This window comes from Parachitinimonas caeni (genome assembly GCF_030129945.1).
Classification (GTDB): Bacteria; Pseudomonadota; Gammaproteobacteria; order Burkholderiales; family Chitinimonadaceae; genus Parachitinimonas; species Parachitinimonas caeni.
Window position 1 is genome coordinate 1 of record NZ_JARRAF010000020.1, and the last position, 20,725, is coordinate 20,725.

Sequence of the window (20,725 nt, forward strand, 5' to 3'; positions counted from 1 at the left end):
CGCTGAACGAGGTCGGCCGCGCCAGTCTGGTCCGTAGCGCCACGGTGCTGACCACCAACAACCGGCCGGTGCCCGTCACCCAGGTGACGCAAACCGTGTATCTGGCCAAGACCACAGCTTCATCCGGAGGCAGCGGCAGCAACAGCAATGGCACGCCGGGGCTGGAGCCGGGCACGGTCAATACCGGCTTTTATATGCAGATCTTGCCTACCGTGCTGCCCAATAAGTCGGTGCTGCTGCAGTTCTCGCTCGACCTCTCACGCCTGAAGGCGATCAAGCAGGTCAGTAGCGGTACACAAAGCATTGAGGCGCCGGAGGTCGATACCACGAGCTTTATTCAATCCCCCACGGTGAAAAGCGGCGACACGCTGGTGGTGATGGGCTTTGAATCGACGCAGGGGCAGTACAGCGAGCGTGGGCTGGACCGGACCACGGGCATTCTGCTCGGCGGCGCCCTGTCTGCCCGCACCACCCGTGAGACGCTGGTGGTGATGATCACGCCGACGGTGGTGGAAGGAGCACGATGATGGGTGCAGTCGCTATCCCGGTCGGGCGGCGGCAGGCGGTGGTGGCGGGCCTCGAATGGCGCACGGTGTCCGAGGCTGGCGGCGCTGCCAAGCGGGAGATCCGCCGCTACGCCACCGAATTGAAGGCCAGCCATTGGGTGCGCATGGAGACCCGTCGCGAAATTGATGGCGACGAACGGCTCGACATTACCAGCGGCTATCTGGTGCGCGGGGCAGGGCGTATCCCGAGCAGCGGCCTGATCGCAGGGGGCGCGCTGTTCGCCCGCTCGATCGGCCAGACCCGGGCGATTCTGCTGCATCGCGTGGTCGATGATGAGGTGTGGATGGTCGGGGTGATGGATGGCCATCCGGCGCCGACTTTCGAGCTGGTCGGCCCCCCGAATGAAGTGAGGGCGATGGTGTCGCGCTTTCTGGCGCTACCCGGCAATGACGATGCCGTGATGTATGGCAACGCACCCGAGGTCTTTCCCGGCCAGGTGCTGGGCGAGTGGGAGCCGCAAGCCGCGCTGGAGATGGTGGGTGAGCTGGTCGCCAAGCAGATCCGTCTGCAGCCGACCTCTACCGTACTGCAGGCTTTGCCCTATGTGGCCGTGGTCAGCCTGGTGCTGGCGGTGGGGGCGGGGAGTCTGGTGGGTATCAAGAAATATCAGGAGCACAAGAAGCAGGAGCGTCTGCGCCGGCTGGCAGCCATTCAGCAGGTTGATCCGGTCGAGCTGTATCGCAGCAAGATGGCCGAGGCGTCGGCGCAATGGGTGCCGGCCAAGGAAGCGGCCGGTGTGCTCTGGTCCACCATCCGCAGTTTGCCGCTCGATAACGGTGGCTGGCACCTCTCGGCGGTGGACTGTGCCGAAGCCTGCTCGGCCACTTATTCGCCCTTGCCGATGGCCACCAATGCCAGCTTCCGCCAGATGTCGCCAATGGGCTTGCCGCAATTTGGCAATAACGCCATTACCGCGCCCTTGCTGTATCCACCCATCAAACCCGGCCGTTACCAGCTCGAAGCGATTCCCGAGCTGCGGCAGTTTCAGCTGGGGTTTGGCAGTGTGTTGCAGCAGCTGGGTTACATCGGCGTCACCAATACCATGGCGGCCGACAAGTTGAACCCTATCGTCAGCGTGGTGGCGCCGCCGAATGGCCAGCTCAAACCCTGGCCCGACGGTTTCAAGCAGGCACAATCGGCTGCCTTGCGTATCGGTGGCCCACTGGCTTTGTTGCCGGGGGTTATCGACCGCCTGCCGCCTAACGCCATTCTGAAAAAACTCACTGTGCGTTTTTCTGATAACTCAGGTCAGTTCGATCTGGAGGGGGAAGTCCATGTACTCCCGTGATGATGCTTTGGTTGTGGGGTGGTCGGCGATGCTTGTGGCGCTGGATCGGTGGAGAGGGCTGGTGGTGGGGAGGGTATTCAAAGGGGCTGGTCGGTTCAGCGCCTCTGGCGCGTGGTTTTGGGTGCGGGGGGTGCCCCGCAGGCACCATCCTTTCTTTGCTTCGCCAAAGAAAGGATGCAAAGAAAGGCGACCCGACTTCACCGCCCTTCGGGTTCCCTGCGCTCCTCGTCCTGCGTGGCCGGTGCGTAAACTCGCCCGTCCTGTGGCCGGGCTCAGACAAACGCACCGGACGGCCCCACTCCGGTCTGCGGTGCTCGGCGGTTCAGACGGGAGGGGATTCATAACAGCCCTTTTCGGGCTGAAGCTATGGCAGGCGAAGGGGTTGGGTGACTCTCACTGGTTTGCCATGCATGCCCTGCTTTTCAATTTTTGGACTGGCACTGATCTGTCCACAGCGGGCTCGCCTTTCTTTGCATCCTTTCTTTGGCGAGACAAAGAAAGGATGGTGCCTGCGGGGCACCCCCCGCACCCAAACACTGCGCCAAAGGCGCTGAACCGACTTGCCTCATCGGGCATCTCGCAGCGGCTCTCAGTCCCGCAGGCGCTGAACCCATTACAAGCGGGTGAGTCTCGCCGCAGCTCTCTGCCGCCCACAGGCCAGCCGGACCAACCCAATCCGCCAACCACCACCCGGCCCCTGCACCACTACCTGCTCTACAGCATCGTCACCGCCGCCATGTGGATCGCCTACAGCAGCAACACCTGCCACGCCGATATGGTCGATGACCTCGTCAGCAAGCAGGGACAACTGCTGCAGGCCGAGAAAATGAAAAAGCTCGAAGAATCGAGCCCGAAGCCCAAAGAGCCAACGCCGCCGATTCCCCAGCTGTCGCCCTATGGCCTCGGCGCGCCCACCATGATGCTGCCCCAGCTGCAGCAGCAGGCCGATGAACAGCCGGTGCTGGTGGCCGTCTACCGCAGTGGTGACTTCTACATGGCGGATATTCTGCACCGGGGCACCATCTTCACCATCTCCAAGAACCAGCCGTTCATCTCGACCCTGGAAGGCTGGAAACTGGTGGGCATGACGCCTTCGACCGTCGAAATGGTCAAATCCAAACGGGTGATGACCGGCAAGGGCAAGCAGAAGATCGAACGCGACGAAATCACGGCGCGGCGCACGCTCTACCTTTCGCAGATTGCCGCCGGGCGTGAAGAGAAGAGCAACAACAGCCCTTCGAGCTTTGCGCCACCTACCTTGCCGGGCAGCTTCTCGCCGGTGCCGATAGCGCCGGTGCCACGCTGATGCAGGGGGGATGCCATGTTCAAGAAGCTGATCGGCGGTAAAAAGCCACCCGAAGAAGCCCCGAAGAAAAAGCGGCCACGTCCCCGCCCGGAAGACGAAGACGATCTGTTCGCCGCCGGGCCGGCAGAGGATGACGAAGCCGACACCGACGACGACACCCGCTCTGCGGACGATGGCGCGGCATCCATTCGAGCGTCGCAACAGCCAGGGCAGGCCGACGCCAGCCGCGAAGCGGCAGAAGCCGTGCCCGAGCGTCGGGCGCGTGCGGCGGCGCCCCGCATTGATTACATCGAAGACGTGCCCAAGCACGAAAAGGTGCTGACGCTGGCGCAGGGGGGTGAAATTCCGCTCGCGGGCAATCTGCAGAACGATATGGCCGCCGTACTGGTGGGGGGGCGCAATGTACTGGTGATCGTCACCGAATCGCGCCGATCCTCGCAGCACACGCTCACGCTGGCGGCCCGGATCGAAGCGGCGGGCTATCGGGTGGCCGGGTATTTTCCGGCTTCGACGGCCGTGGTGCAGAAGCTGAATCTGGGTGAGGCCGTCAAGGAAAAGCGCTCCCGTGCCGTCACCTCGAATTCGCAGACGCTGTTTTATGAGCTGATCAGCGACACCATCCGCAAGCATGGCACCGACCTGCACCTGTGTGTGCGGCCCGGCAACCGGGGCGCGGCGATGATCCGCCAGCACACCCGCATCGTCTCGTTGCGCAAGGTGCCGGCGAGCGAGCTGGTCGATGTCTGCCACGCGGCCTTCAACACCATGAGCCAGGCCGATTCGCAGTCGCAGAACCAGTTCAGCCCCGACAGCAAATCGCTCGATACCGTGCTCGAAATCACGGCCGACCAGCGCAAGGTCAAGCTGCGCTTTCAGTGGGTGAAGACCTTCGATGGCGGCGACGCGGTGTTCCGGGTGCTGCCGATGGCCAACAGCCTGGATTTCGCCGCGCCGGAAACCGATGCCGATGGCGTCATCAGCAAGGAATTCATCCGCCAGAAAGACCGGGTGCCGACACTGCCCGATCTGGGCTATGCGCAATCGCACGTCGATCTGATGGAGCTGGGCCAGGCTCGCAACAGCGGTTTGATTACGGTCTGCGGCGTGACCGGCTCGGGCAAGTCCACCACCATCCGCACCCTGCTCAGCTACGACCCGGATCGTGGCAAACGCAAACGCTACAGCCTGGAAGACCCGGTTGAATACAAGATCTACGGCGTTTCGCAGATTGCCGTGAAGCGTGCCTCGGCTGGCGATGACTCGGAAATGCTGGCAATGGCCAATGCCTTGCTGCGGGCCGACCCTGACGATGTGATGCTCGGTGAAGTCCGTACCCGTGAAATGGGCCAGACGCTGGAGCTGATGGTGCTGTCCGGCCACCGCGTCTACACCACCCTGCACACCGCCTCGGCCTTCGGTGCCGTCAAACGGCTGGGGTCCGACGTCATCGGCATCAAGCGCGAGATTCTGAGCGACCCTAACTTCCTCTCGCTGCTGATCTATCAGGCCCTGCTGCCGGTGCTGTGCGAGCACTGCAAATTACCTGCGCAAGACCGGCTCGACCCGAAAATGCGTACGCAGATGGAACGTTTCGGGCTGGACACCCGAAAACTGTTTGTTGAAAACCCGCAAGGCTGTGCCAAGTGCGGCGGAGTGGGGGTGAAGGGCCAGACCGTGGCCGCTGAAGTCGTGGTGCTGAACGCCGCCATGCGGCGGATGATCGAGCACGGCCAGCTGGTCGAAGCCGAAACCCTGTGGCGCCAGAGCCGCCGTGCCGCTTTCGATGAAGACGACATGACCGGCAAGACCGCACTCGAACACGCGCTCTACAAAGTCTCGCTCGGTCTGGTAGACCCCTACGAAGCCCAGCGGCCTTTCACGCCGTATCCGCTGCACGAAATCGTACCCTTGGTGAAAAAAGATGAGCGCCGGTGACCTGTTCAGCCGCGAGGGGCGTGCCCGCATGCGCTTCAATGCCATCCGCCACGAATGGTATGAAGACTTCGCCGACCACCTCGACGATGGTGAGCCCATTCTCAATGGCGTACGGCGGGCGGCCGAGCGCTCGGCCGAACGCAAGACCGGGCTGGATCCGGTTTACCGCAACTGGGTGGTGGCACTCGGGCACAAACAATTTTCCCAGGCGATCCGTGGCACGGTGCCCGATACCGATGTGATGATCCTCGGCGCCTACGAGCGCATGCACAAGCTCTCTGAAGGCATGCGCTATCTGGCGGGTTTCATCCGCGAGCAGCTCAAGATCAAACGGGCGCTGACCCTGGCGATGATCGGCCCGGCCGTGGCCACGGTCATCATCACCGTGTTGCTGATGCTGATCAGCTTCAAGGCCGTACCGATGCTCTCGAAGCTGATGCCCCCCACCCAATGGAAGCGCGCCGCCTACCTGCTCTACCTCATCTCGGAAGCCATCACCGGCTATTGGTGGCTGGTGCTGCTGATTGTGGGCAGCCTGCTGGTGTTCTACCTGTGGTCGCTCAATAACTGGGTTCATCCGTGGCGGCGCAAGCTGGATCACTGGCTGCCGCTGTACAGCTATCGGCGGGAAGCGCAGAGCGTCATTTTTCTGAACGCGCTCCAGGCGGTGCTGGAAAGCCGGCCCGGCATGGTGAAGGGGCTGCGCATCGTCAAATCCAATGCCAGCCCGTGGCTGGCCATGTACATCGACCGGATGCTCTACAACATCGAACGCCGCAATCTGGATGGCGCCCATGCGCTGGATGTGGGTCTGTTCAGCCAGCGGCTGATGGACCGGATCATGGATTTCAGCGGCCGACGAGGGTTTGAGCATGCGCTGGGCAAGCTGTCGGCGCAGGAGTTCGAGCGTCTGGGCCGCAACCTCGAAAACGCCACGCTGCTGATTGGTTATGTCTCGCTGGCCGGTATTGCCGTGGTGCTGATCCTGATGATTCTGGGCTTTGGCGACATCGCGCTGACCTTGAAGGCGAAGTTCGATTCGATGAGTGGGAAGGGGTGAGGGGGATGGGGGAGCCAGCCGGGAAGCGTGAAGTGATTCGGACGCAAAGTGTATTTAGCGCCGTTGGCGCGGTGATTGGGAGCGGGGTGCGCCCCGCATGCGCCCTTCTTTCTTTGCGTCGTCAAAGAAAGAAGGCAAAGAAAGACGACCCAGCTTCACCGCCCTACGGGTTCCCTGCGCGCCTGCATCCCGGGTGGCTGGCGCAGAACTCGCCTGTCCTACGGCCCGGCTCAAACAGGCTGCGCCAGACGGCCCCACCCGCGATTCCGGTGCTCGGCGGTTCAGATGGGAGGGGGTGCATAGCTGCTGTTGGTTGGGGTTGGCAATTAGCTGAAGAGATTGGCGGAGCTTGGGTTGCAGCGCCTGTGGCGCGGTGTTTGGGAGCGGGGGGTGCCCCGCATGCACCTTCCTTTCTTTGTCTCGCCAAAGAAAGGAAGCAAAGAAAGGCGATCCCACTTCTCCGGTTGCTGCGCAACTTCCCTCGGTCCGGGCATCTGGTCGGGCGTCGGCAGAACTCGCCCGTCCTGCGGCCGGACTCAGACAGGCTGCCGCCGACACCCCCCGCCCAGCTCCCCGGCCCTCGGCGGCTCAGAGGGCAGAGGGGCTCGCTGTGGAGAAGTCAGTGGAATTTCAAGAATGGAAAGACAGGGCATGTATGGCAATCCGCCAGAAGTACCTCAAACCCTTCACCTGCCGTGGCGCCAACCCGAAGAGGATTGTTATGAGTCCTGTCCCATCTGAACCGCCGAGCACCGCAGACCGGAGTGGGGGTGTCCGGGGCGTTTGTCTGAGTCCGACCGAAGGGCGGGCGAGTTTACGCACCGGCCACGCAGGGCGAGGAGCGCAGGGAACCCGCAGGGCGGTGAAGTCGGGTTGCCGCTCGATGCATCCTTTCTTTGGCAAAGCAAAGAAAGATGGGCGCATGCGGGGCGCCCCCCGCCCCCAAACACTGCGCCGCAAGGCGCTGAACCAACTTCTCTCGTCAGGTGCGGCAAGCACCGTTCTGCCAACCCCATCCCCCGCCAGAAAGGAATCCCCATGCGCCCCCTGATACTGCTGGCCCTAGCCGCCGTAGCCGGCGTGGCCCAAGGCCGCCCCTGCACCGATAACGACCTCACCCCCTACCAGCTTGCCGGCATACAAGATGGCTGGAAGGCCGCCGAGATCACCGGCTTTCTGCTCTGCGACGGCACCCTCAGCGCCGAAACCGAAGACCGGCTGGGCCGCAAAACCCAAACCGGCACCTGGGCCACGGCCAACAAAAGCATCGTCGTCAACTTCCTCAATGGCCGCGCCATCAGCAAACAGGGCTACAACCTCGAATGGCAGCTGCCCTATTCACAAGTGCCCCCGCCGGCCAGTTATGAAAGCGGCAGCCGCTTGCTGAATGTGCCGGTGCTGCAAGTGCGCGGCGCCAATAGCAGCAGCGGTAGCAGCGGCGGCGGCGCGGCGGTGGGCATACCCGGCGGCGCCACCAGTGGCGGCACCGGCAGCACCGAAAACCCCTTCAAAAGCGAAACCCCCAGCCCCGGCCAATACTACGACGCCCGCTTCTACTTCTCGCCCGATGGCGCCTGGCGCTTTCTGACCGCCAGCACCGATGGCAACTACCCGCTCAACCAGACACGCGGCCAGCCGGTGGCCAAATACGACCTGGGCCGTGCCAACCCCACCGTGTTCGACACCGGCATCAATCTGATCACCGTGCCCGATCTGGTGATCGACGGCCGCTGGTATGGCGGGCTGATGGTCAACGTCAAATCCGATGGCATCTGGTCGGTATACCGCGTGGGCCGCGCCCAGAGCGAACTGTTTCAGACCGGCAATATCGCGGGTTATCAGGGCATCTCGTCCAAAACCATCTTTACCGTTACCAGCGGCGGCATCAGCCACGCCTGGCGTGGCGGCAGCGATTGCAAGATTCCGTCCAGCGACGAAAGCCGGCCCATCATCACCCCGGCTGTGGCGGCCAAACCGGCTACCGGCACCCCCGGCCAGGTGGGCTATGTGCCCGAAACCCCGGCCCAGCCTGCTGTCTACGGCCCGGCCACCATCACCACCAACCCCGTGGTCTCGATCTACCGCATCGAAGCCGACTACCTGATCGCCGTGACCGGCAGCCGCGATAGCTGTCAGGTGCAGTTGCTGTACTGATAGATGCCCGTTGCAAGCCAAACCCAACCGCCCACTCAAGGAGAACCACCATGAACCGCACCCCTCGCAGCCCCCGCCGCCAAAGCGGCTTCACCCTGGTCGAACTCGCCATTGTGGTGGCAGTGGGCCTGATCCTCGCCGCTCTGGGCTGGACCTTCCTGCCCGACATCATCGGCGGCAATGCAGCGAAGAAGATGATTACGGCGATCCAGAAAGGCGTGCCGTCGATTCAGACCCATCTGGCCCGGCAGGCGCAGGTGCCTGTCGCAGACATTACCAACCAGGTGGCGCAGTGGCAGCTGGTACCTTCCGACATGATTGCCGGAACAGGCAACGCGGCAACCGTGGTAACAGAGTGGGGGACGTGGACGTTTGCCGGCATGGCGAACAACATCATCCGATCGACGATCAACCGCGTACCCGACCGCGAATGCCGCGACATCGTGCGCGAGCTGAATACCACCACCTATCGCCAGGTGTTGATAAATGGCACGGTGGTCAAAGCAGCCCCAGGCGCGCAGATCAACTTGGATACCGTGGCAACCAACTGCAACACCGACAGCAACACCATCATCTTTGAATTCAGCAAAGGCTAAGCCACCCCGGCCAGCGCCAAGGCAGACCATTCGGGCGGCAACCATCCTGCCGTCCGGATGCAGAAGCGTCGCCGCCGCCCCCAACCCCCTCCCCCTTGACGGGGGAGGGCCGGGGAGAGGGAGAAGGCTGCCCTCACCAACCAGGCGCCCGCACAGAACCTACGGCCAGCTGCCCCAAACGCCGCCCACATCCACCCGCCCGGAGGATCACCATGCGCCGATTGCCCCGCTACCAAGGCTACCTGCTGGCAGAAGCCGCCATCGTGCTGGCCCTGATCGGTACTGCCTCCTGGGCCTTCAGCTGGTACCTCGACTATCAGGTACGCGACATGGGCGATCAGGAAGCGCTGGCCGCCGGGCAGGCGCTCGACGAAGCCAACAAAGCCGTGGGCGCTTACATGACCGCCTACTTCCAGAATCTGGTGCTCAAAAAGCCGATACGTCGCTGTAAGGTGAATGCAGATCATCAGCCCATTGATGCATCCAATGTCGTGTCGGACTACCTCAACTGCGCGCCCCAAGTCGATGCGGGGGGCAACCCGATCATAGTGCCCGATACGGAAATCTATGCTCCCAGCCTCACCCAGCTGCGTAACCTCGGCCTGCTGCGGCCCGACTTTCCCGATAGCGTGATCCTGCCGCAGGCTGCGGCACCGGCCACCTTCCAGCTGCGGGTGGGGCGCACCGGCAACTGCCTGCCCGTGCCTGCCACCGTACCGCAAGACTGCGGGCTCGATAGCTTCATCACCCTCAGCCAACCCCTGCTCACCGACGACGGCAGCGGCCTCCCGAATGAGCGGCGGCTGGGCTATGTGGTCCGCACCCTTGGCCAGCTGTTTGGCGCCAATACCACCACCGGCAGCCCCACCCAGTTCACCGGCCTCAACGGCCAGCTGCTGTTCGACGCCACCTCGCCCCGCAACAACCCCAACCTCGTCGCCGGCATCACCACCCTCGGCCTGCTGGCCGCCCGCAACGGCTACAACAGCCAGGGCTTCACCGAATTCCTGCGCCGCGACGGCACCCTGCAGATGACCAACAACCTCAACCTCGGCGGCAATACCATCGTGAACGTGGGGGGGATTGAGTTTGCCGATACGTTTACGCCCATGATTGGTGAGCCCTGCAACCTTACGGATGCAGAGGCAACGGCCTTTATGGCCACCAGCCCCACTGCGGCAACGGATGATGCAACCCGGCGAAAAAAGCGACTGATGGCCAAACCGGGGGCATTTGGTGCGATTCGACAAGACAAACCCAAAGCCAGCTTGCCGCAGAATTGGGCAACCGGGATGTTATTAACCTGTAGCTATGACCGGAATAAGACAGCACAAGCACAAGCATTGGCACCGCCTGGAGTAGTGGTTCCTGCAAAATTTGCCTGGCTAAAAGCAACAGGCGGGATTAGCGGGCAGGAAGAAGCTAAGGCGGGTTTAATGGATGGCTATGAAACCAATGCCAATTTTGCGTGCTGGCCGGATGAAAAGCCGGGAGATCAAAATTATGGTCGGCAACCGTCGAGTGGGAAAGAGTACTGGAATTTCAATCCGGACGATGATGGGGTTTATCATTCGTATAACCCAGGTTATGGATTATCGTGGCTGAAATTTATAATGAAAGGGGGAAGGGTGGTGGCTTATGCGCGAGCGCAGCAACCCAATCCTTGGAATGGGTTTGATAATAGATGGGTAATGGTAACTAAGAATGGAGTTCATTATAATCCTTTGGATGAGTACGGTTATTATTCAAACGTTGCAAGGGATATTGTCCCTACTGGTATTCCTATATTTGATAATCAGAAAGGGGTTTGGGTTTGTCGCCTTCCACTGTATAAAGATAAATTTAATGTTAGCTATGGGGATTCGTCTTTAGGTGGGTTTAGTTCATGGTGGTTTACTCCAAATGGAGTTTTTTACTCGGCTGGCGGGACTCGTATATTGAAAGCTAATCGCGGAACTGGCGTTGCACCAAATTATACTTTGAATTCAGATAATGGAGGAATACCTGTCGAAGACCAAAGTCTGGCGGAAGCGCGACGAGTGGAAGTGCCTGTAACAGATTGTACTTATGGCTCAACAGCTGGAATTACCTATGTTGCAAGCTGTACTAATACTCTCCAAACCTTTTATGTGCAGGGTAAGTTGAAAACCACTGAACCTATTTGGTATCAGTCACCTGTTTCTATTACGCAGTCGTTTAATTTCAAGCGTAGGACAATCTGTACGACTGTGGGAGGATCTGCTGTAGATTGGGGTTTGCCGCCTTCTGCGGAGGCGCCTCCCAATGAGATTGACTGTAAGACCTATGATGATAATGGGGTGCAGATTGCAAGCTATGAATAATCAAAGGGGTCGTAGACCCCTTTGATTTCCTTGTTTTAGTTAATTACCTGTTTCTGTATATATTTTCTCGTAATCCAAAGCGCCACTTTGCGGTTTGTAGGCTATCCAAATCTCGCTACCTGAATAATTGCGCAAGTCGATATTTTCTAAAATAGGAAGTGTGGTAAAGCTACTACTCAGAGTCAACGATTGCACAGGTGCTAAATGATCAATGTTTAAATCCCAGGCTTGCCAGTTGTTGCCGCTGAGAAAAAACCATGTATCCGTATTTCCTGCGGTAACTTTTGCAGCAATGTATAATTGAGCTGTTTGGCCAAGGTATTTGGAGTCGCCACGAAATTGAGCTTGAATATTTCTGGCGTTGGCCATGCCATTTACTTGGCTACTAAAACTACGCCTGAAGTCGGCAGGGGGGGCTTGGTCAGATAAGCTAAATTTTAGGCTAATTTGAGTCTTCCATATATCGCCACCAGATGGGAATTCACGGTAAGGTTGAGCTGAAGGAAGTTGATAGCTTAGTACATTACTCCCAAGTTTTGTTGGAATGACCTTGTTAAAAGTTCCATCCTCGCTGGTATGGAATTTAAGGCCAAAGCCATAGGTTATGTCGTATATGTTTGGCCCGTTGTTTGAGTCTGTATATAACTTACCTGTTGCCTCGAATAGTGCAAAGCATCTAGATTCGCTTTCTGTGAATTTAAATTTATCTATTGCGAATTGACTTATTCTTAAGTTTGGCAATCCGCCAGGATAATCAAATCCATTGCTATTGTAAATGGGGAATTTACATTCATCTGTGCCAATTGCAAACGCTCCTTGTATACCCCCATTTTTTTGAAAACGACTAGGATCCCATTTGTTATCACCAACAGGATCCGGCGTTTGATTTACATTTTTCCATGTATTCCAATCCTTATCCTCCACACTCAATTTCCCGGCAATCGTCACATTATATTTACCAGCGCCATTGCTGGTGGCGCCGTAGACGGTCATGCCTTCTACATAGGGTTGGCCGTTGAGGGTGACGTTCTCAAGTTTGACGGCGTGGGCTGAGGTGGCCAGCACAGCGAGGATGGCGGTGCTTAGAAACGAGCGGTAAAACATATTTTCTCCTACAGGGCCGGGCTTCCCGGCATCAGATGACTTTGCCCCGCGTCGGGCAGGGTTCAACGTGATACGCGAACAGCATTAAAACCAGAACCCGCGATTCTAACTGTATTTATAGTCCATGTAATTGTTTTGTTTGTGTTTTTGGTAATTCTGGCACTTTGAATAAGCCAAGCCGGGTTATCCCGCCTTGACCATTCAAGGCATATGGCCGCTACGCCGAAAGCGACGTTCAGTTTGATGAGCAGGAAGGGGTAACAGCGCCTGATAGCTATCGCCGGAGGGGCGTCTTGTCATGATAGGCAATGGGTACGAGGTGTCTGCGAGACACCTCGTACCCAGACTCTGCGTGGCCGGCGCTGAACGGCTTCAGCCGGCGCGAGCCTTGCGGCTGACGGTCAGGGCCAGGCGCGGTGCGGCTTCGCTGTAGCCATTGTTCAGAAACAGCCCGAGAAAATACTGGCCTTCTGTCAGTCCGCTCAAGGCTTGGCTGCCGGCAGCGGTAGGCAGGTAAAACCATTTGCTGGCACCCGTCTGGCCGGGTGTTTGCCCTTGGCGGTAGGCGCCGATCCAATGCTTGTCGCCTGCAGGCAGGCCGGACCAGCTGAGTGTCAGTGATTCTCCTTCACCGATTTGCGGGCTGCTGGCACTGAAGCGGACTGCTGGGGCGGGTGTGGTGGGAAGTGGAGGGGAGGGCTGCGTCTGCGCGAGGCCATTCAATACGGGGTCGGTGAAGTCCAGCCCGGCACCGTCGAGATGCCCGGCCAGGCGTCGCCAGTAGTGGCTGTCTTCATCCAGCGTCACGCCGAGGTCATACCAGCTAAAGCTGGTGTCGAGCGATCTTTGGGTACTGCGGCTTTGCCCGGCGGGGACTTCGATGGTCTGGAAGGTGGTGTCACCGTAGGCAAGGTCGGCCAGTTTGAAGTGGCAGGTTTGGGTGCCTGTGTTGATGAAGGTCAGCCGGATGCTGCGGGTGGCGGGGTCTTCGCTGAGTTGTACCTCGGCGCCTTGTGCCGGGCCTTCCAGGTTTCCCATCCATTCGCGGCAGAAGCCGTTCTGGCTGTGCGCACGCAGCTGGTAGAGCGGGCCGGCCCATTGCCAGCGTTCGTTTGAGATCTGCTTGCCGGGCTCGACCGTGTAATGCCACGGTCCATCTTGCCGCAGCGACGAGTAGACAATGAAAGTGGCGGTTTGCTGCCCCAGATTGGCAAAGCTCAGGGCAAATTGCCGGGGGCCGGTAGCACGGCCATCCACCTGCGGCCGGTAGGGCAGGGGGCAAGCCGGACGGGGAAGGGGGCCTGCAAGCCTTTCCTGCTGCGGCGGTGTTTGTTGAGCCGGCGGTGTTGCATCACGACTGCCCCAGTTCTTCAGGTAGTCGGCCTGGAGCGGCACCTGGCTTGGCCAGGCGGTCTGGGGGTGCGTGAGGTCCAGAGTGCTGGTCATATCTCCACAGACCGCCCGGCGCCAAGGGGAAATAAAAGGGCATTGCACTTGTTGGCGTGGGCGCCCCTGCCCCGCGATCAGCCAGGATTCGAGCAGGCGGATCAGTGAGGTGTGGTCGAACAGCTCGGAGTTGACCCGGCCGCCCTTGCTCCACGGTGAAATCACCAGCGTCGGCACGCGTGGTCCCAAACCGATGGGCTCGGCTTTGTTGTAGATCTCGCCTTGGGTGGCATCGGCCAGTGTGGTGCGACCGCGAGCGGCGCTCAGTGGCGGCAGGGTGGCCGGCATATGGTCGAAGAAGCCATCGTTTTCATCGTAAGTGATGATCAGCACCGTTTTGGACCACACTTCGGGTTGTTCGACCAAGGCCGCCAGCAGCCGGGCGGTAAAGTTTTCCCCCGCATTGGGCGTCGCCGAGGGGTGTTCGCAGTATTCGGTGGGTGCGCAGATCCACGATACCTGTGGTAGCCGACCGGCTTTGATGTCGGCAGCAAAATCGTCGATCAGCCACTGGCCGGTGGTTCCGGCTGCGTTGGCTGAGTGCGAGCCAGGGGCCATCGCCCGGCCTCGTTGGTACCAGATCGAGTCAGGCCGCAGTCGCTGGCCGTTGTCGTCAAACCGGAAGCGCCTGAAGTATTGCAGGTAGTTGTCGCCGTAATTGTCCCATTCCTGGTAGACCTTCCAGCTGATGCCGTTGGCTTCGAGTATCTCGGCGTAGCTGGCCCAGTTCAGTCCCGGCGCGGTGGCGTGGTCATTGGCTACGTCGGCGTTATAGATGCCCTGGTTGACGTTGTAGAGCCGGCGATCCTGCAAGCCGGTCATAAAGCCATCGGCGTGGCCGCTCAGGGCATATAGACGATTGGGGTCGGTGGGCCCGAAGACCGAGCAGTGATAGGCATCGCAAACGGTAAATGCATCGGCCAGTGCGTAATAGAAGGGCAGGTCGCCCCGATTGAAATAGCCCATGCATTTGGCCGTCTTGCGCTTGATCCAGGCATCCCAGTCTTTCCAGTCGGCCTCGGTGCCTTTCCAGGAGTGATCAAGCCCGACCCGCAGGGCGTTGGTTTGGCGGGCGTCGAAATGGTAGGGCAGGACATGGCGGGCGCCATCGGGCTGGTACCAGACCGGTTTGCCGCTGGGTAAGGTGATGGCGCGAGGGTCGCTAAACCCGCGTACTCCGGCCAAACTGCCAAAGTAGTGGTCGAATGAGCGGTTTTCCTGCATCAGGAAAACAAAGTGGCCAATATCCTGCAAGCCACCGCTGGCCTGGTGTGCCGGGGTGGCCAAGGCTTGGGCGATGATCTGTGCAAACGATGGTGCGGCCGCCAGGCCCGCTGCGCCACCAATCACAAAGCGCCGCCGCGAAGGGTTTTCCAATGCCATATCGCTGATCTCCATGGGGTCGAAACGGCATTGTTTCGATCATTGAAGTCAGGAAGATGACAGTCGCCGCCTCGCGCGAAACGCGCAGGGCATCAGTGCGCCGGGGCGGCGGTGGGTGCGTCGATGCTCAGCCTTACGCCTTCCGGGTTGGCGACCGATACCCGCTCGTTGAACGGGGGAAACATGGTGTAGGCGGGGGGCTCGAAACGGGCCAGGATGTCGTAGTAACTGCGCAGGTTTTCAACAAAGATGACCGTCTCCCCCCCGCGCGCATAACCATATTTGAGGGTGCTGAAATACTCTGCATTACGCAGTAGCGGCAGTGTGGCTTTGAGGTCTGTCCAGGAGTCGGGATTACGCTTCAGGCGCGCAGCAAGGATGCGGGCATCTTCAAGGTGGGCGCTGCCAATATTGTAAGAGGCGAATGCCAGCCAGGTGCGGTCAGGCTCGGCAATGCGGGCCGGTATCAGCTCTTTGAGTTTGGCCAGATATTTAGCCCCGCCCATGATGCTCTGTTTGGGATCAAGCCGGTCGTCCACGCCCAGCAGATCGGCTGTGTTGGTGGTCAGCATCATGATGCCCCGCACCCCGAAAGGCGATGTGGCGTAAGGATCCCAATGCGATTCCTGATAACCGAGCGCCGCCAGCATGCGCCAGTCGATGCCGTATTTTTCCCCGGCCTCGATAAACAGGTGCCGATATTTGGGCAATATGGTCAGCCGTCGGCTGAGAAACTCTGCGGCATCAACCTGCTGCAGGCGATTGGAATGGCCGTAGTACCGATCAAGCAGCCTGGAGAGCGTGCCGTCCTTACGCACTTTATCGAAGAAGGTGTTCACCTTTTTTTGCAAACCCTCTTCGTGCGTAATGGCCCACGCCAGCGATTGTGGCTTGCCAATTTCCATGGCGATATCCACGTCGGGGTAGTAGTGCTTGGCGACTTTGGCGCCATGTGCATCGACTACCGCGTAGTCAATCAAGCCCTGCGCGACTTTTTCGACAAGCTCTTCGGTGTCGTGATGATCATCCGCATGCCAGTTGGGATGCACCCCGCGAGGCAACTGCTTGCCAATTGCCGGCACATGCTGCGCCGCCACCATGACCAGCTTATCCTGACCGATCGCATCAGTCAGGGTCTTGGGGGGATCGTTCTCGGCGTGGTAGACCAGCACGGGCTGTACAGGCTGGTAGTCCGGCCCATAGCTGATGCCCGGTGCTTCCCGCTTCAATACTCCTACCGCCAGATGCGCTTCATGCGCAGCCAGCTTGGGAAAGATTTCGTCATAGCGCGGGACCACTTCAAACCGGACCTTCACCCCGATTTCCTCGGCAAAGCGGGTTACCAGATCATATTCAAGCCCGGCATACTTGCCCTCCTGATCAACGTAGAACGAAGTCGAACCGTTGCGTACCAGCACAACGAGTTCTTTTGAACTCGCTAGCGACGGAACTGCTTTTGACTCCGGCGGCGGCGCAGGCTCGCACGCCGATAGCGCCAGAGTGGTAATCACTGCACCAAAGAGCTTTCGCATAGGCTTTTATGAAGATTGGATTTTTTGCATTTTATCGTTGATTGTCTCTTCTACAAACCAAAACCCATGCTATAATCCGCCCTCTTTTGGAGAGGTGCCAGAGAGGCCGATTGGGCTTGACTCGAAATCAAGTGTACCTTCACCGGTACCGTGGGTTCGAATCCCACCCTCTCCGCCAAAATGTAGAAAAAAGCCGCTGATTTTAAGCGGCTTTTTTCTTGCCTAAATTTGGCAGCTATTAATTTGGCGGTCATCCTTTTTCTGCGCCAGCTTTCACCTTGCAGGCGATTTTGGATTGGGATGGCGTTTCAGCCGAGATCTACTTATTCCTACCCTTTTTTAAGCCTGATTCGGCTTGAAAAACGTGCCTCAGGAGCCTGAAGTCTGCCGCAGCAAAAAGCTTACTGCGTCTGGCCAAAGACCTCGGTCTTGTAGTGCTTGGCGTATTCGTTTTCGATGGCAGGGATGATCTTTTCGACCGTGAAGTAGTGGCTCCAGAATTCGGTTTCTCGCAGCTCATTCACCAGGCCGTTGTAATGTTCCAGGCTTGTTACGGTCCAGACCATGACGTCGGTGCAGTCGGCGGTAAAGGCTTCGGAGTCGTAGAAACCCATCCGTGCCCCTGGGTAGCGGGCGAGGATCGGGTTCAGGACTGTCCTTCCCCAGGCAAAGCGGCCGTTGTCGCCATGAGGGGGCAGCGCTAGCCACTCGGGTGTGGTTTTGATCAACCAGAAGATTGTCAGAGGGTTGGTTGCAAGGTCATATTTTGAATGGGTTTCTGTCATTTTATTTCCAGTTTTGTGATGAGGGTGTCGCGGTAAAGAGGTTTTGGCCTGTGTGAAGCCAGCAGGATTCTGGGCGGAGCGCTTATGCGTAGTAGCCAGGTTGTTCCAGGTTTTCCAACAGGCTCGGGCCTTGTGGCGTCCAGCCAATGCTTGCGCGTGTGCGTGCGCTCGACGCAGACATGCTTGATTTGGCGAAGTGTGCAAACCATTCAAAGTGCGCGGGTTCTCGCGATTCGACCGGGATGCCGAGACGGTTGCCTATGCGCTCGGCAATGGCTTTGAATGACACGGCTTCATCTGCAACGGCGTGATAAACCGGGTCGGTAACGCCTTGTTCCAAGGCAAGGCGAAAGACTCGTGCGGCATCTAGCCGGCTCACCCCGGCCCAGTCGTTTTGAGCCTCGCCAATGTAGGCCGACACGCCTTTTTGTTTTGCGATACGGATAAGAATTGGCACAAAGCCGTGATCTCCCAGGCCGTGAACTGACGGTGCTAGGCGCACTGTTGCCGCCCGGACACCACGTTCTGCCCACTCGCGAGCGGTGGCTTCGGACTTGCGGGGCGATGCAGGATTGGGCAAGTCGGATTCGGTGGCGCCAGCTGGCAAACCCAGCAGGCCCGAGGTGACGAGAAGCGGGCGGTTTGAACCTTCCAGCGCGGCACCCAATGCGTTGATGACCTGGCGGTCTTGCTCACTGTTCTCGGCGATCTTGGAGTAGTCGCGACCCCACGCGGTGTGGATGACTGCGTCCGCTGCAGAAGCGGCGGCACGCAAGGTTCCCAGATCATCAAGGGTAGAACTCACGATCTTCATGCCTCGGGCGATCAAAGGCTTTGCCTTGTGGCTATCGCGTACCAAGCCTGTCACGGTGTGACCGGCATCCAGTAAATCTTCAACGATGGCGGAGCCTACCCAGCCGGTGGCACCTGTTATAAATACATGCATGGAAATTTCCTTCAGAAAAGCCTGTAAATAAGGTCTATCTCATTGCAGCCCTGCCGCAGGATGCAGATCGGTGTCGGCATGACTTTGTTTGCTACCGTTACTCCCTCAGCCGAGGCGGATGGATAGCTCGACATCTTCGGCAAAAGGGACGGATAAGTAGCCGCCATGCGGCTGTCGCACGCGTGCCAGATATTCCGGGCTGAAGTCGGCGTTGTCGGCGATGATGAGTGCGCCGGGCTTCAGTCGGCTTTCCACCAGGCTCAGAACGTCGCTGTAAAGCGCTTTGGCGCCATCAAGCAGCAGAAGATCAATGGATTCTGGCAGGTCTGTGGCGAGGGTCTTGAGTGCGTCACCTTCCCGAATTTCGACCAGATCAAGCAAGCCGCCTTCCTGTAGGTGCGCCTTGGCTTTGCTGGCCTTTGACGGCTCAAATTCGGTAGTGATCAGACGACCGCCGCCGTTGTCACGCAAGGCTGCCGCAAGGTGAAGCGTTGAGAGGCCGAATGATGTGCCAAACTCGACCACAGACTCAGCGCGAATGCTGCGCGCCAGCATGTACAGCAGCGTGCCGGTTTCACGAGAGACGGGTAGCCATGCCTCCTTCAGCAGGCCGTAGAGGCTCAGGTATTCAGTCTTGCTATGCATCAAGCGTTCGTGTTCGTCGGACGTGAGCGCTTGCAGAGCCGGACTGGTGGCTTGATCGGCCTGTTTGAACAGGCGATCCAGCAGGGTGGAAAACAACGGGGTATTGAGTGTTGTGGCCATGGGAGCCTCCAGATTTTGGTTGAGCGCCGTGTAGCGCATGACTAAAATGCGATTGATTCGTCGCATTTACATAATACGACGAACTATTCGCATTTAATATTCGCATTGCCTTTGGAGTCTTGACGCGCCCATGACCAACCGCCGAACCCCGCAGATTGCCTCGCGAAAACAGCCGCAGCAGGCCCGCTCAACAGAACTTGTCGCCGCGATACTGGAGGCGGCTATTCAGGTTTTAACCAAGGAAGGTGCGCAACGTTTCACCACTGCGCGTGTTGCAGAGAAAGCCGGAGTCAGTGTTGGATCGGTATATCAATACTTTCCGAACAAGGCCGCGATTTTGTTCCGGTTGCAGAGTGATGAATGGCAGCGGACTACCGAAATGCTGCTCGGCATCTTGCAGGAAATGCATAAGCCGCCGCTTGAGCGACTGCGTGGGTTGGTCCACGCCTTCATCCGATCGGAGTGTGATGAAGCAGAAATGCGCACGGCACTTAGCGATGCGGCCCCGCTTTATCGCGATGCACCAGAGTCACAGGAAGCGAGAGAGGCATTTGAAGCGATATTCCTGGCATTTATGCAGGAAGTCCTGCCAGATGCTTCGGATGAGGTCCGGAACATGGCAGGCAATATGATCACCATGACCTTCAGTAGTGGAGGCAAGGAGTTTTCCCAGACGCCTCGTACGCCATCAGAGATAAGCGCCTACGCCGATGCCATGGCAGATATGTTCAGTGCGTATTTGAAGGAGCTGGCAGGCCGTTAAGCGTTTGCGGGCCGCCCGTTGCTGCAATGTTGGATACGTCAATGCAATCAAGCTCAGCCGGGTTTGCCTGCAGGGCGTCGGCTCTGTGACGCGTAACCCGGTCCGTCAGGTTTGGCAATGCAGCAGGGCAATGTCAGCACAGGCTTGAGGCAACAGCCGTATAGAAGGGGCCAGCCTGCTAGGTGGTCGGTAAATCCCAGCAATCGGTTTGGTAGTCTGCCATCATTCTTTGGGTGAGCCATGATTGGGAGATTGCAGTGCCGACACAAACAGTGCAATTACATCGTGTTATCCGGTCTAGTCCAGAACGAATTTACGCTGCATTTGTGAATCCTGACGCTTGGGCAAAATGGTTGCCGCCGCATGGATTTACCGCCAGGGTTCATGAAATGAAGCCGGAGGTGGGTGGTCAGTACAAAATGTCATTTACAAATCTGACAACAGGTAAAAGCCATTCTTTTGGCGGCGAATACCTGGAGCTGATGGCGAATCAGAAACTGCGATATACCGCAGTATTTGATGACCCGAACTTGCCCGGAATCATGCAAACGACCGTGACCTTGAAGAGTATTTGGTGCGGGGTTGAGATGCACATTATTCAGGAGGGCATTCCAGACATGATACCTATTGAAGCGTGTTATTTAGGCTGGCAGGAGTCATTGCAATTGCTGACGTTGCTGGTTGAGCCGGAAATTCGCGAATAATCTGCAGTAAAGTAGCTTTGAAAGTGACCAGAACATGCGTGCAGTGCCG

General features: G+C 58.7%; 15 protein-coding genes, 1 tRNA gene and 1 pseudogene. 11 read left to right on the forward strand and 6 right to left on the reverse strand.

Translation table 11 applies throughout. The annotated features are described in order from the left end of the window. The 8 genes and pseudogenes from PZA18_RS15620 to PZA18_RS15655 all read left to right on the forward strand — a co-directional run. Positions 1 to 527: pseudogene (locus tag PZA18_RS15620) on the forward strand (hypothetical protein); the annotation flags it as partial. Next, a complete protein-coding gene (gene pilO2 / locus PZA18_RS15625) occupies positions 524 to 1,855 on the forward strand; it encodes a type 4b pilus protein PilO2 (protein WP_284101796.1) in 1,332 nt (443 codons plus the stop codon). The pseudogene PZA18_RS15620 and the gene pilO2, both read left to right, overlap by 4 nt. A gap of 502 nt (positions 1,856 to 2,357) precedes the next feature. Continuing rightward, the gene (locus PZA18_RS15630; RefSeq protein ID WP_284101797.1) at positions 2,358 to 3,161 is read left to right on the forward strand and encodes a hypothetical protein; all 804 of its coding nucleotides are present in this window, start codon (positions 2,358 to 2,360) and stop codon (positions 3,159 to 3,161) included. Positions 3,162 to 3,176: 15 nt separating this feature from the next. After that, positions 3,177 to 5,096, forward strand: coding sequence for a GspE/PulE family protein (locus tag PZA18_RS15635; protein ID WP_284101798.1), 1,920 nt, complete (start codon positions 3,177 to 3,179; stop codon positions 5,094 to 5,096). Beyond that, positions 5,083 to 6,156 (forward strand): type II secretion system F family protein, encoded by a 1,074-nt coding sequence (locus tag PZA18_RS15640; protein ID WP_284101799.1) that lies wholly within the window; start codon positions 5,083 to 5,085, stop codon positions 6,154 to 6,156. Before PZA18_RS15635 ends, PZA18_RS15640 begins: the two co-directional genes overlap by 14 nt. Before the next feature lie 1,038 nt (positions 6,157 to 7,194). Continuing rightward, entirely contained in the window at positions 7,195 to 8,310 is a 1,116-nt protein-coding gene (locus PZA18_RS15645) for a hypothetical protein (protein WP_284101800.1), read from the forward strand. A gap of 50 nt (positions 8,311 to 8,360) precedes the next feature. Then, a complete protein-coding gene (locus PZA18_RS15650) occupies positions 8,361 to 8,906 on the forward strand; it encodes a PulJ/GspJ family protein (protein ID WP_284101801.1) in 546 nt (181 codons plus the stop codon). Between the two features lie 212 nt (positions 8,907 to 9,118). Continuing rightward, positions 9,119 to 11,248 (forward strand): hypothetical protein, encoded by a 2,130-nt coding sequence (locus tag PZA18_RS15655; protein WP_284101802.1) that lies wholly within the window; start codon positions 9,119 to 9,121, stop codon positions 11,246 to 11,248. Positions 11,249 to 11,287: 39 nt separating this feature from the next. Here PZA18_RS15655 and PZA18_RS15660 read toward each other — a convergent pair whose 3' ends face one another. From PZA18_RS15660 to mltF, 3 genes are all read right to left on the reverse strand, one after another. Then, positions 11,288 to 12,352, reverse strand: coding sequence for a hypothetical protein (locus PZA18_RS15660; RefSeq protein ID WP_284101803.1), 1,065 nt, complete (start codon positions 12,350 to 12,352; stop codon positions 11,288 to 11,290). A 372-nt stretch (positions 12,353 to 12,724) separates the two neighbouring features. Continuing rightward, positions 12,725 to 15,181 (reverse strand): phosphocholine-specific phospholipase C, encoded by a 2,457-nt coding sequence (locus PZA18_RS15665; RefSeq protein ID WP_284101804.1) that lies wholly within the window; start codon positions 15,179 to 15,181, stop codon positions 12,725 to 12,727. Positions 15,182 to 15,273: 92 nt separating this feature from the next. Continuing rightward, positions 15,274 to 16,713 carry a membrane-bound lytic murein transglycosylase MltF gene (gene mltF, locus PZA18_RS15670; protein WP_284101805.1) on the reverse strand — a complete coding sequence of 480 codons (1,440 nt, stop codon included), beginning with the start codon at positions 16,711 to 16,713 and terminating at the stop codon, positions 15,274 to 15,276. A gap of 88 nt (positions 16,714 to 16,801) precedes the next feature. Between mltF and PZA18_RS15675 the strand changes: the two genes are divergently transcribed. After that, a tRNA-Ser gene (locus PZA18_RS15675) sits at positions 16,802 to 16,891 on the forward strand. Between the two features lie 223 nt (positions 16,892 to 17,114). Here PZA18_RS15675 and PZA18_RS15680 read toward each other — a convergent pair. The 3 genes from PZA18_RS15680 to PZA18_RS15690 form a co-directional block, all read right to left on the reverse strand. After that, positions 17,115 to 17,498 (reverse strand): darcynin family protein, encoded by a 384-nt coding sequence (locus PZA18_RS15680; RefSeq protein WP_284101806.1) that lies wholly within the window; start codon positions 17,496 to 17,498, stop codon positions 17,115 to 17,117. Positions 17,499 to 17,580: 82 nt separating this feature from the next. After that, positions 17,581 to 18,444, reverse strand: coding sequence for an SDR family oxidoreductase (locus PZA18_RS15685; RefSeq protein ID WP_284101807.1), 864 nt, complete (start codon positions 18,442 to 18,444; stop codon positions 17,581 to 17,583). A 105-nt stretch (positions 18,445 to 18,549) separates the two neighbouring features. After that, complete coding sequence (locus tag PZA18_RS15690; RefSeq protein WP_284101808.1) at positions 18,550 to 19,209, reverse strand: O-methyltransferase; 660 nt, start codon at positions 19,207 to 19,209, stop codon at positions 18,550 to 18,552. Positions 19,210 to 19,339: 130 nt separating this feature from the next. Here PZA18_RS15690 and PZA18_RS15695 point away from each other — a divergent pair, with 130 nt between their 5' ends. Both PZA18_RS15695 and PZA18_RS15700 read left to right on the forward strand, forming a co-directional pair. After that, positions 19,340 to 19,972: a TetR family transcriptional regulator gene (locus tag PZA18_RS15695; protein WP_284101809.1), complete on the forward strand. Its 633-nt coding sequence runs from the start codon at positions 19,340 to 19,342 to the stop codon at positions 19,970 to 19,972. A 257-nt stretch (positions 19,973 to 20,229) separates the two neighbouring features. Next, positions 20,230 to 20,676, forward strand: a complete 447-nt coding sequence (locus PZA18_RS15700; RefSeq protein WP_284101810.1) for an SRPBCC family protein — start codon at positions 20,230 to 20,232, stop codon at positions 20,674 to 20,676. Positions 20,677 to 20,725 lie beyond the last annotated feature (49 nt).

Coding starts and splice junctions, on each gene's coding strand:
- pilO2 (WP_284101796.1), top strand. CDS start 524: ATGATGGGTGCAGTCGCTATCCCGGTCGGGCGGCGGCAGGCGGTGGTG.
- PZA18_RS15630 (WP_284101797.1), top strand. CDS start 2,358: ATGGTGCCTGCGGGGCACCCCCCGCACCCAAACACTGCGCCAAAGGCG.
- PZA18_RS15635 (WP_284101798.1), top strand. CDS start 3,177: ATGTTCAAGAAGCTGATCGGCGGTAAAAAGCCACCCGAAGAAGCCCCG.
- PZA18_RS15640 (WP_284101799.1), top strand. CDS start 5,083: ATGAGCGCCGGTGACCTGTTCAGCCGCGAGGGGCGTGCCCGCATGCGC.
- PZA18_RS15645 (WP_284101800.1), top strand. CDS start 7,195: ATGCGCCCCCTGATACTGCTGGCCCTAGCCGCCGTAGCCGGCGTGGCC.
- PZA18_RS15650 (WP_284101801.1), top strand. CDS start 8,361: ATGAACCGCACCCCTCGCAGCCCCCGCCGCCAAAGCGGCTTCACCCTG.
- PZA18_RS15655 (WP_284101802.1), top strand. CDS start 9,119: ATGCGCCGATTGCCCCGCTACCAAGGCTACCTGCTGGCAGAAGCCGCC.
- PZA18_RS15660 (WP_284101803.1), bottom strand. CDS start 12,352: ATGTTTTACCGCTCGTTTCTAAGCACCGCCATCCTCGCTGTGCTGGCC.
- PZA18_RS15665 (WP_284101804.1), bottom strand. CDS start 15,181: ATGGCATTGGAAAACCCTTCGCGGCGGCGCTTTGTGATTGGTGGCGCA.
- mltF (WP_284101805.1), bottom strand. CDS start 16,713: ATGCGAAAGCTCTTTGGTGCAGTGATTACCACTCTGGCGCTATCGGCG.
- PZA18_RS15680 (WP_284101806.1), bottom strand. CDS start 17,498: ATGACAGAAACCCATTCAAAATATGACCTTGCAACCAACCCTCTGACA.
- PZA18_RS15685 (WP_284101807.1), bottom strand. CDS start 18,444: ATGCATGTATTTATAACAGGTGCCACCGGCTGGGTAGGCTCCGCCATC.
- PZA18_RS15690 (WP_284101808.1), bottom strand. CDS start 19,209: ATGGCCACAACACTCAATACCCCGTTGTTTTCCACCCTGCTGGATCGC.
- PZA18_RS15695 (WP_284101809.1), top strand. CDS start 19,340: ATGACCAACCGCCGAACCCCGCAGATTGCCTCGCGAAAACAGCCGCAG.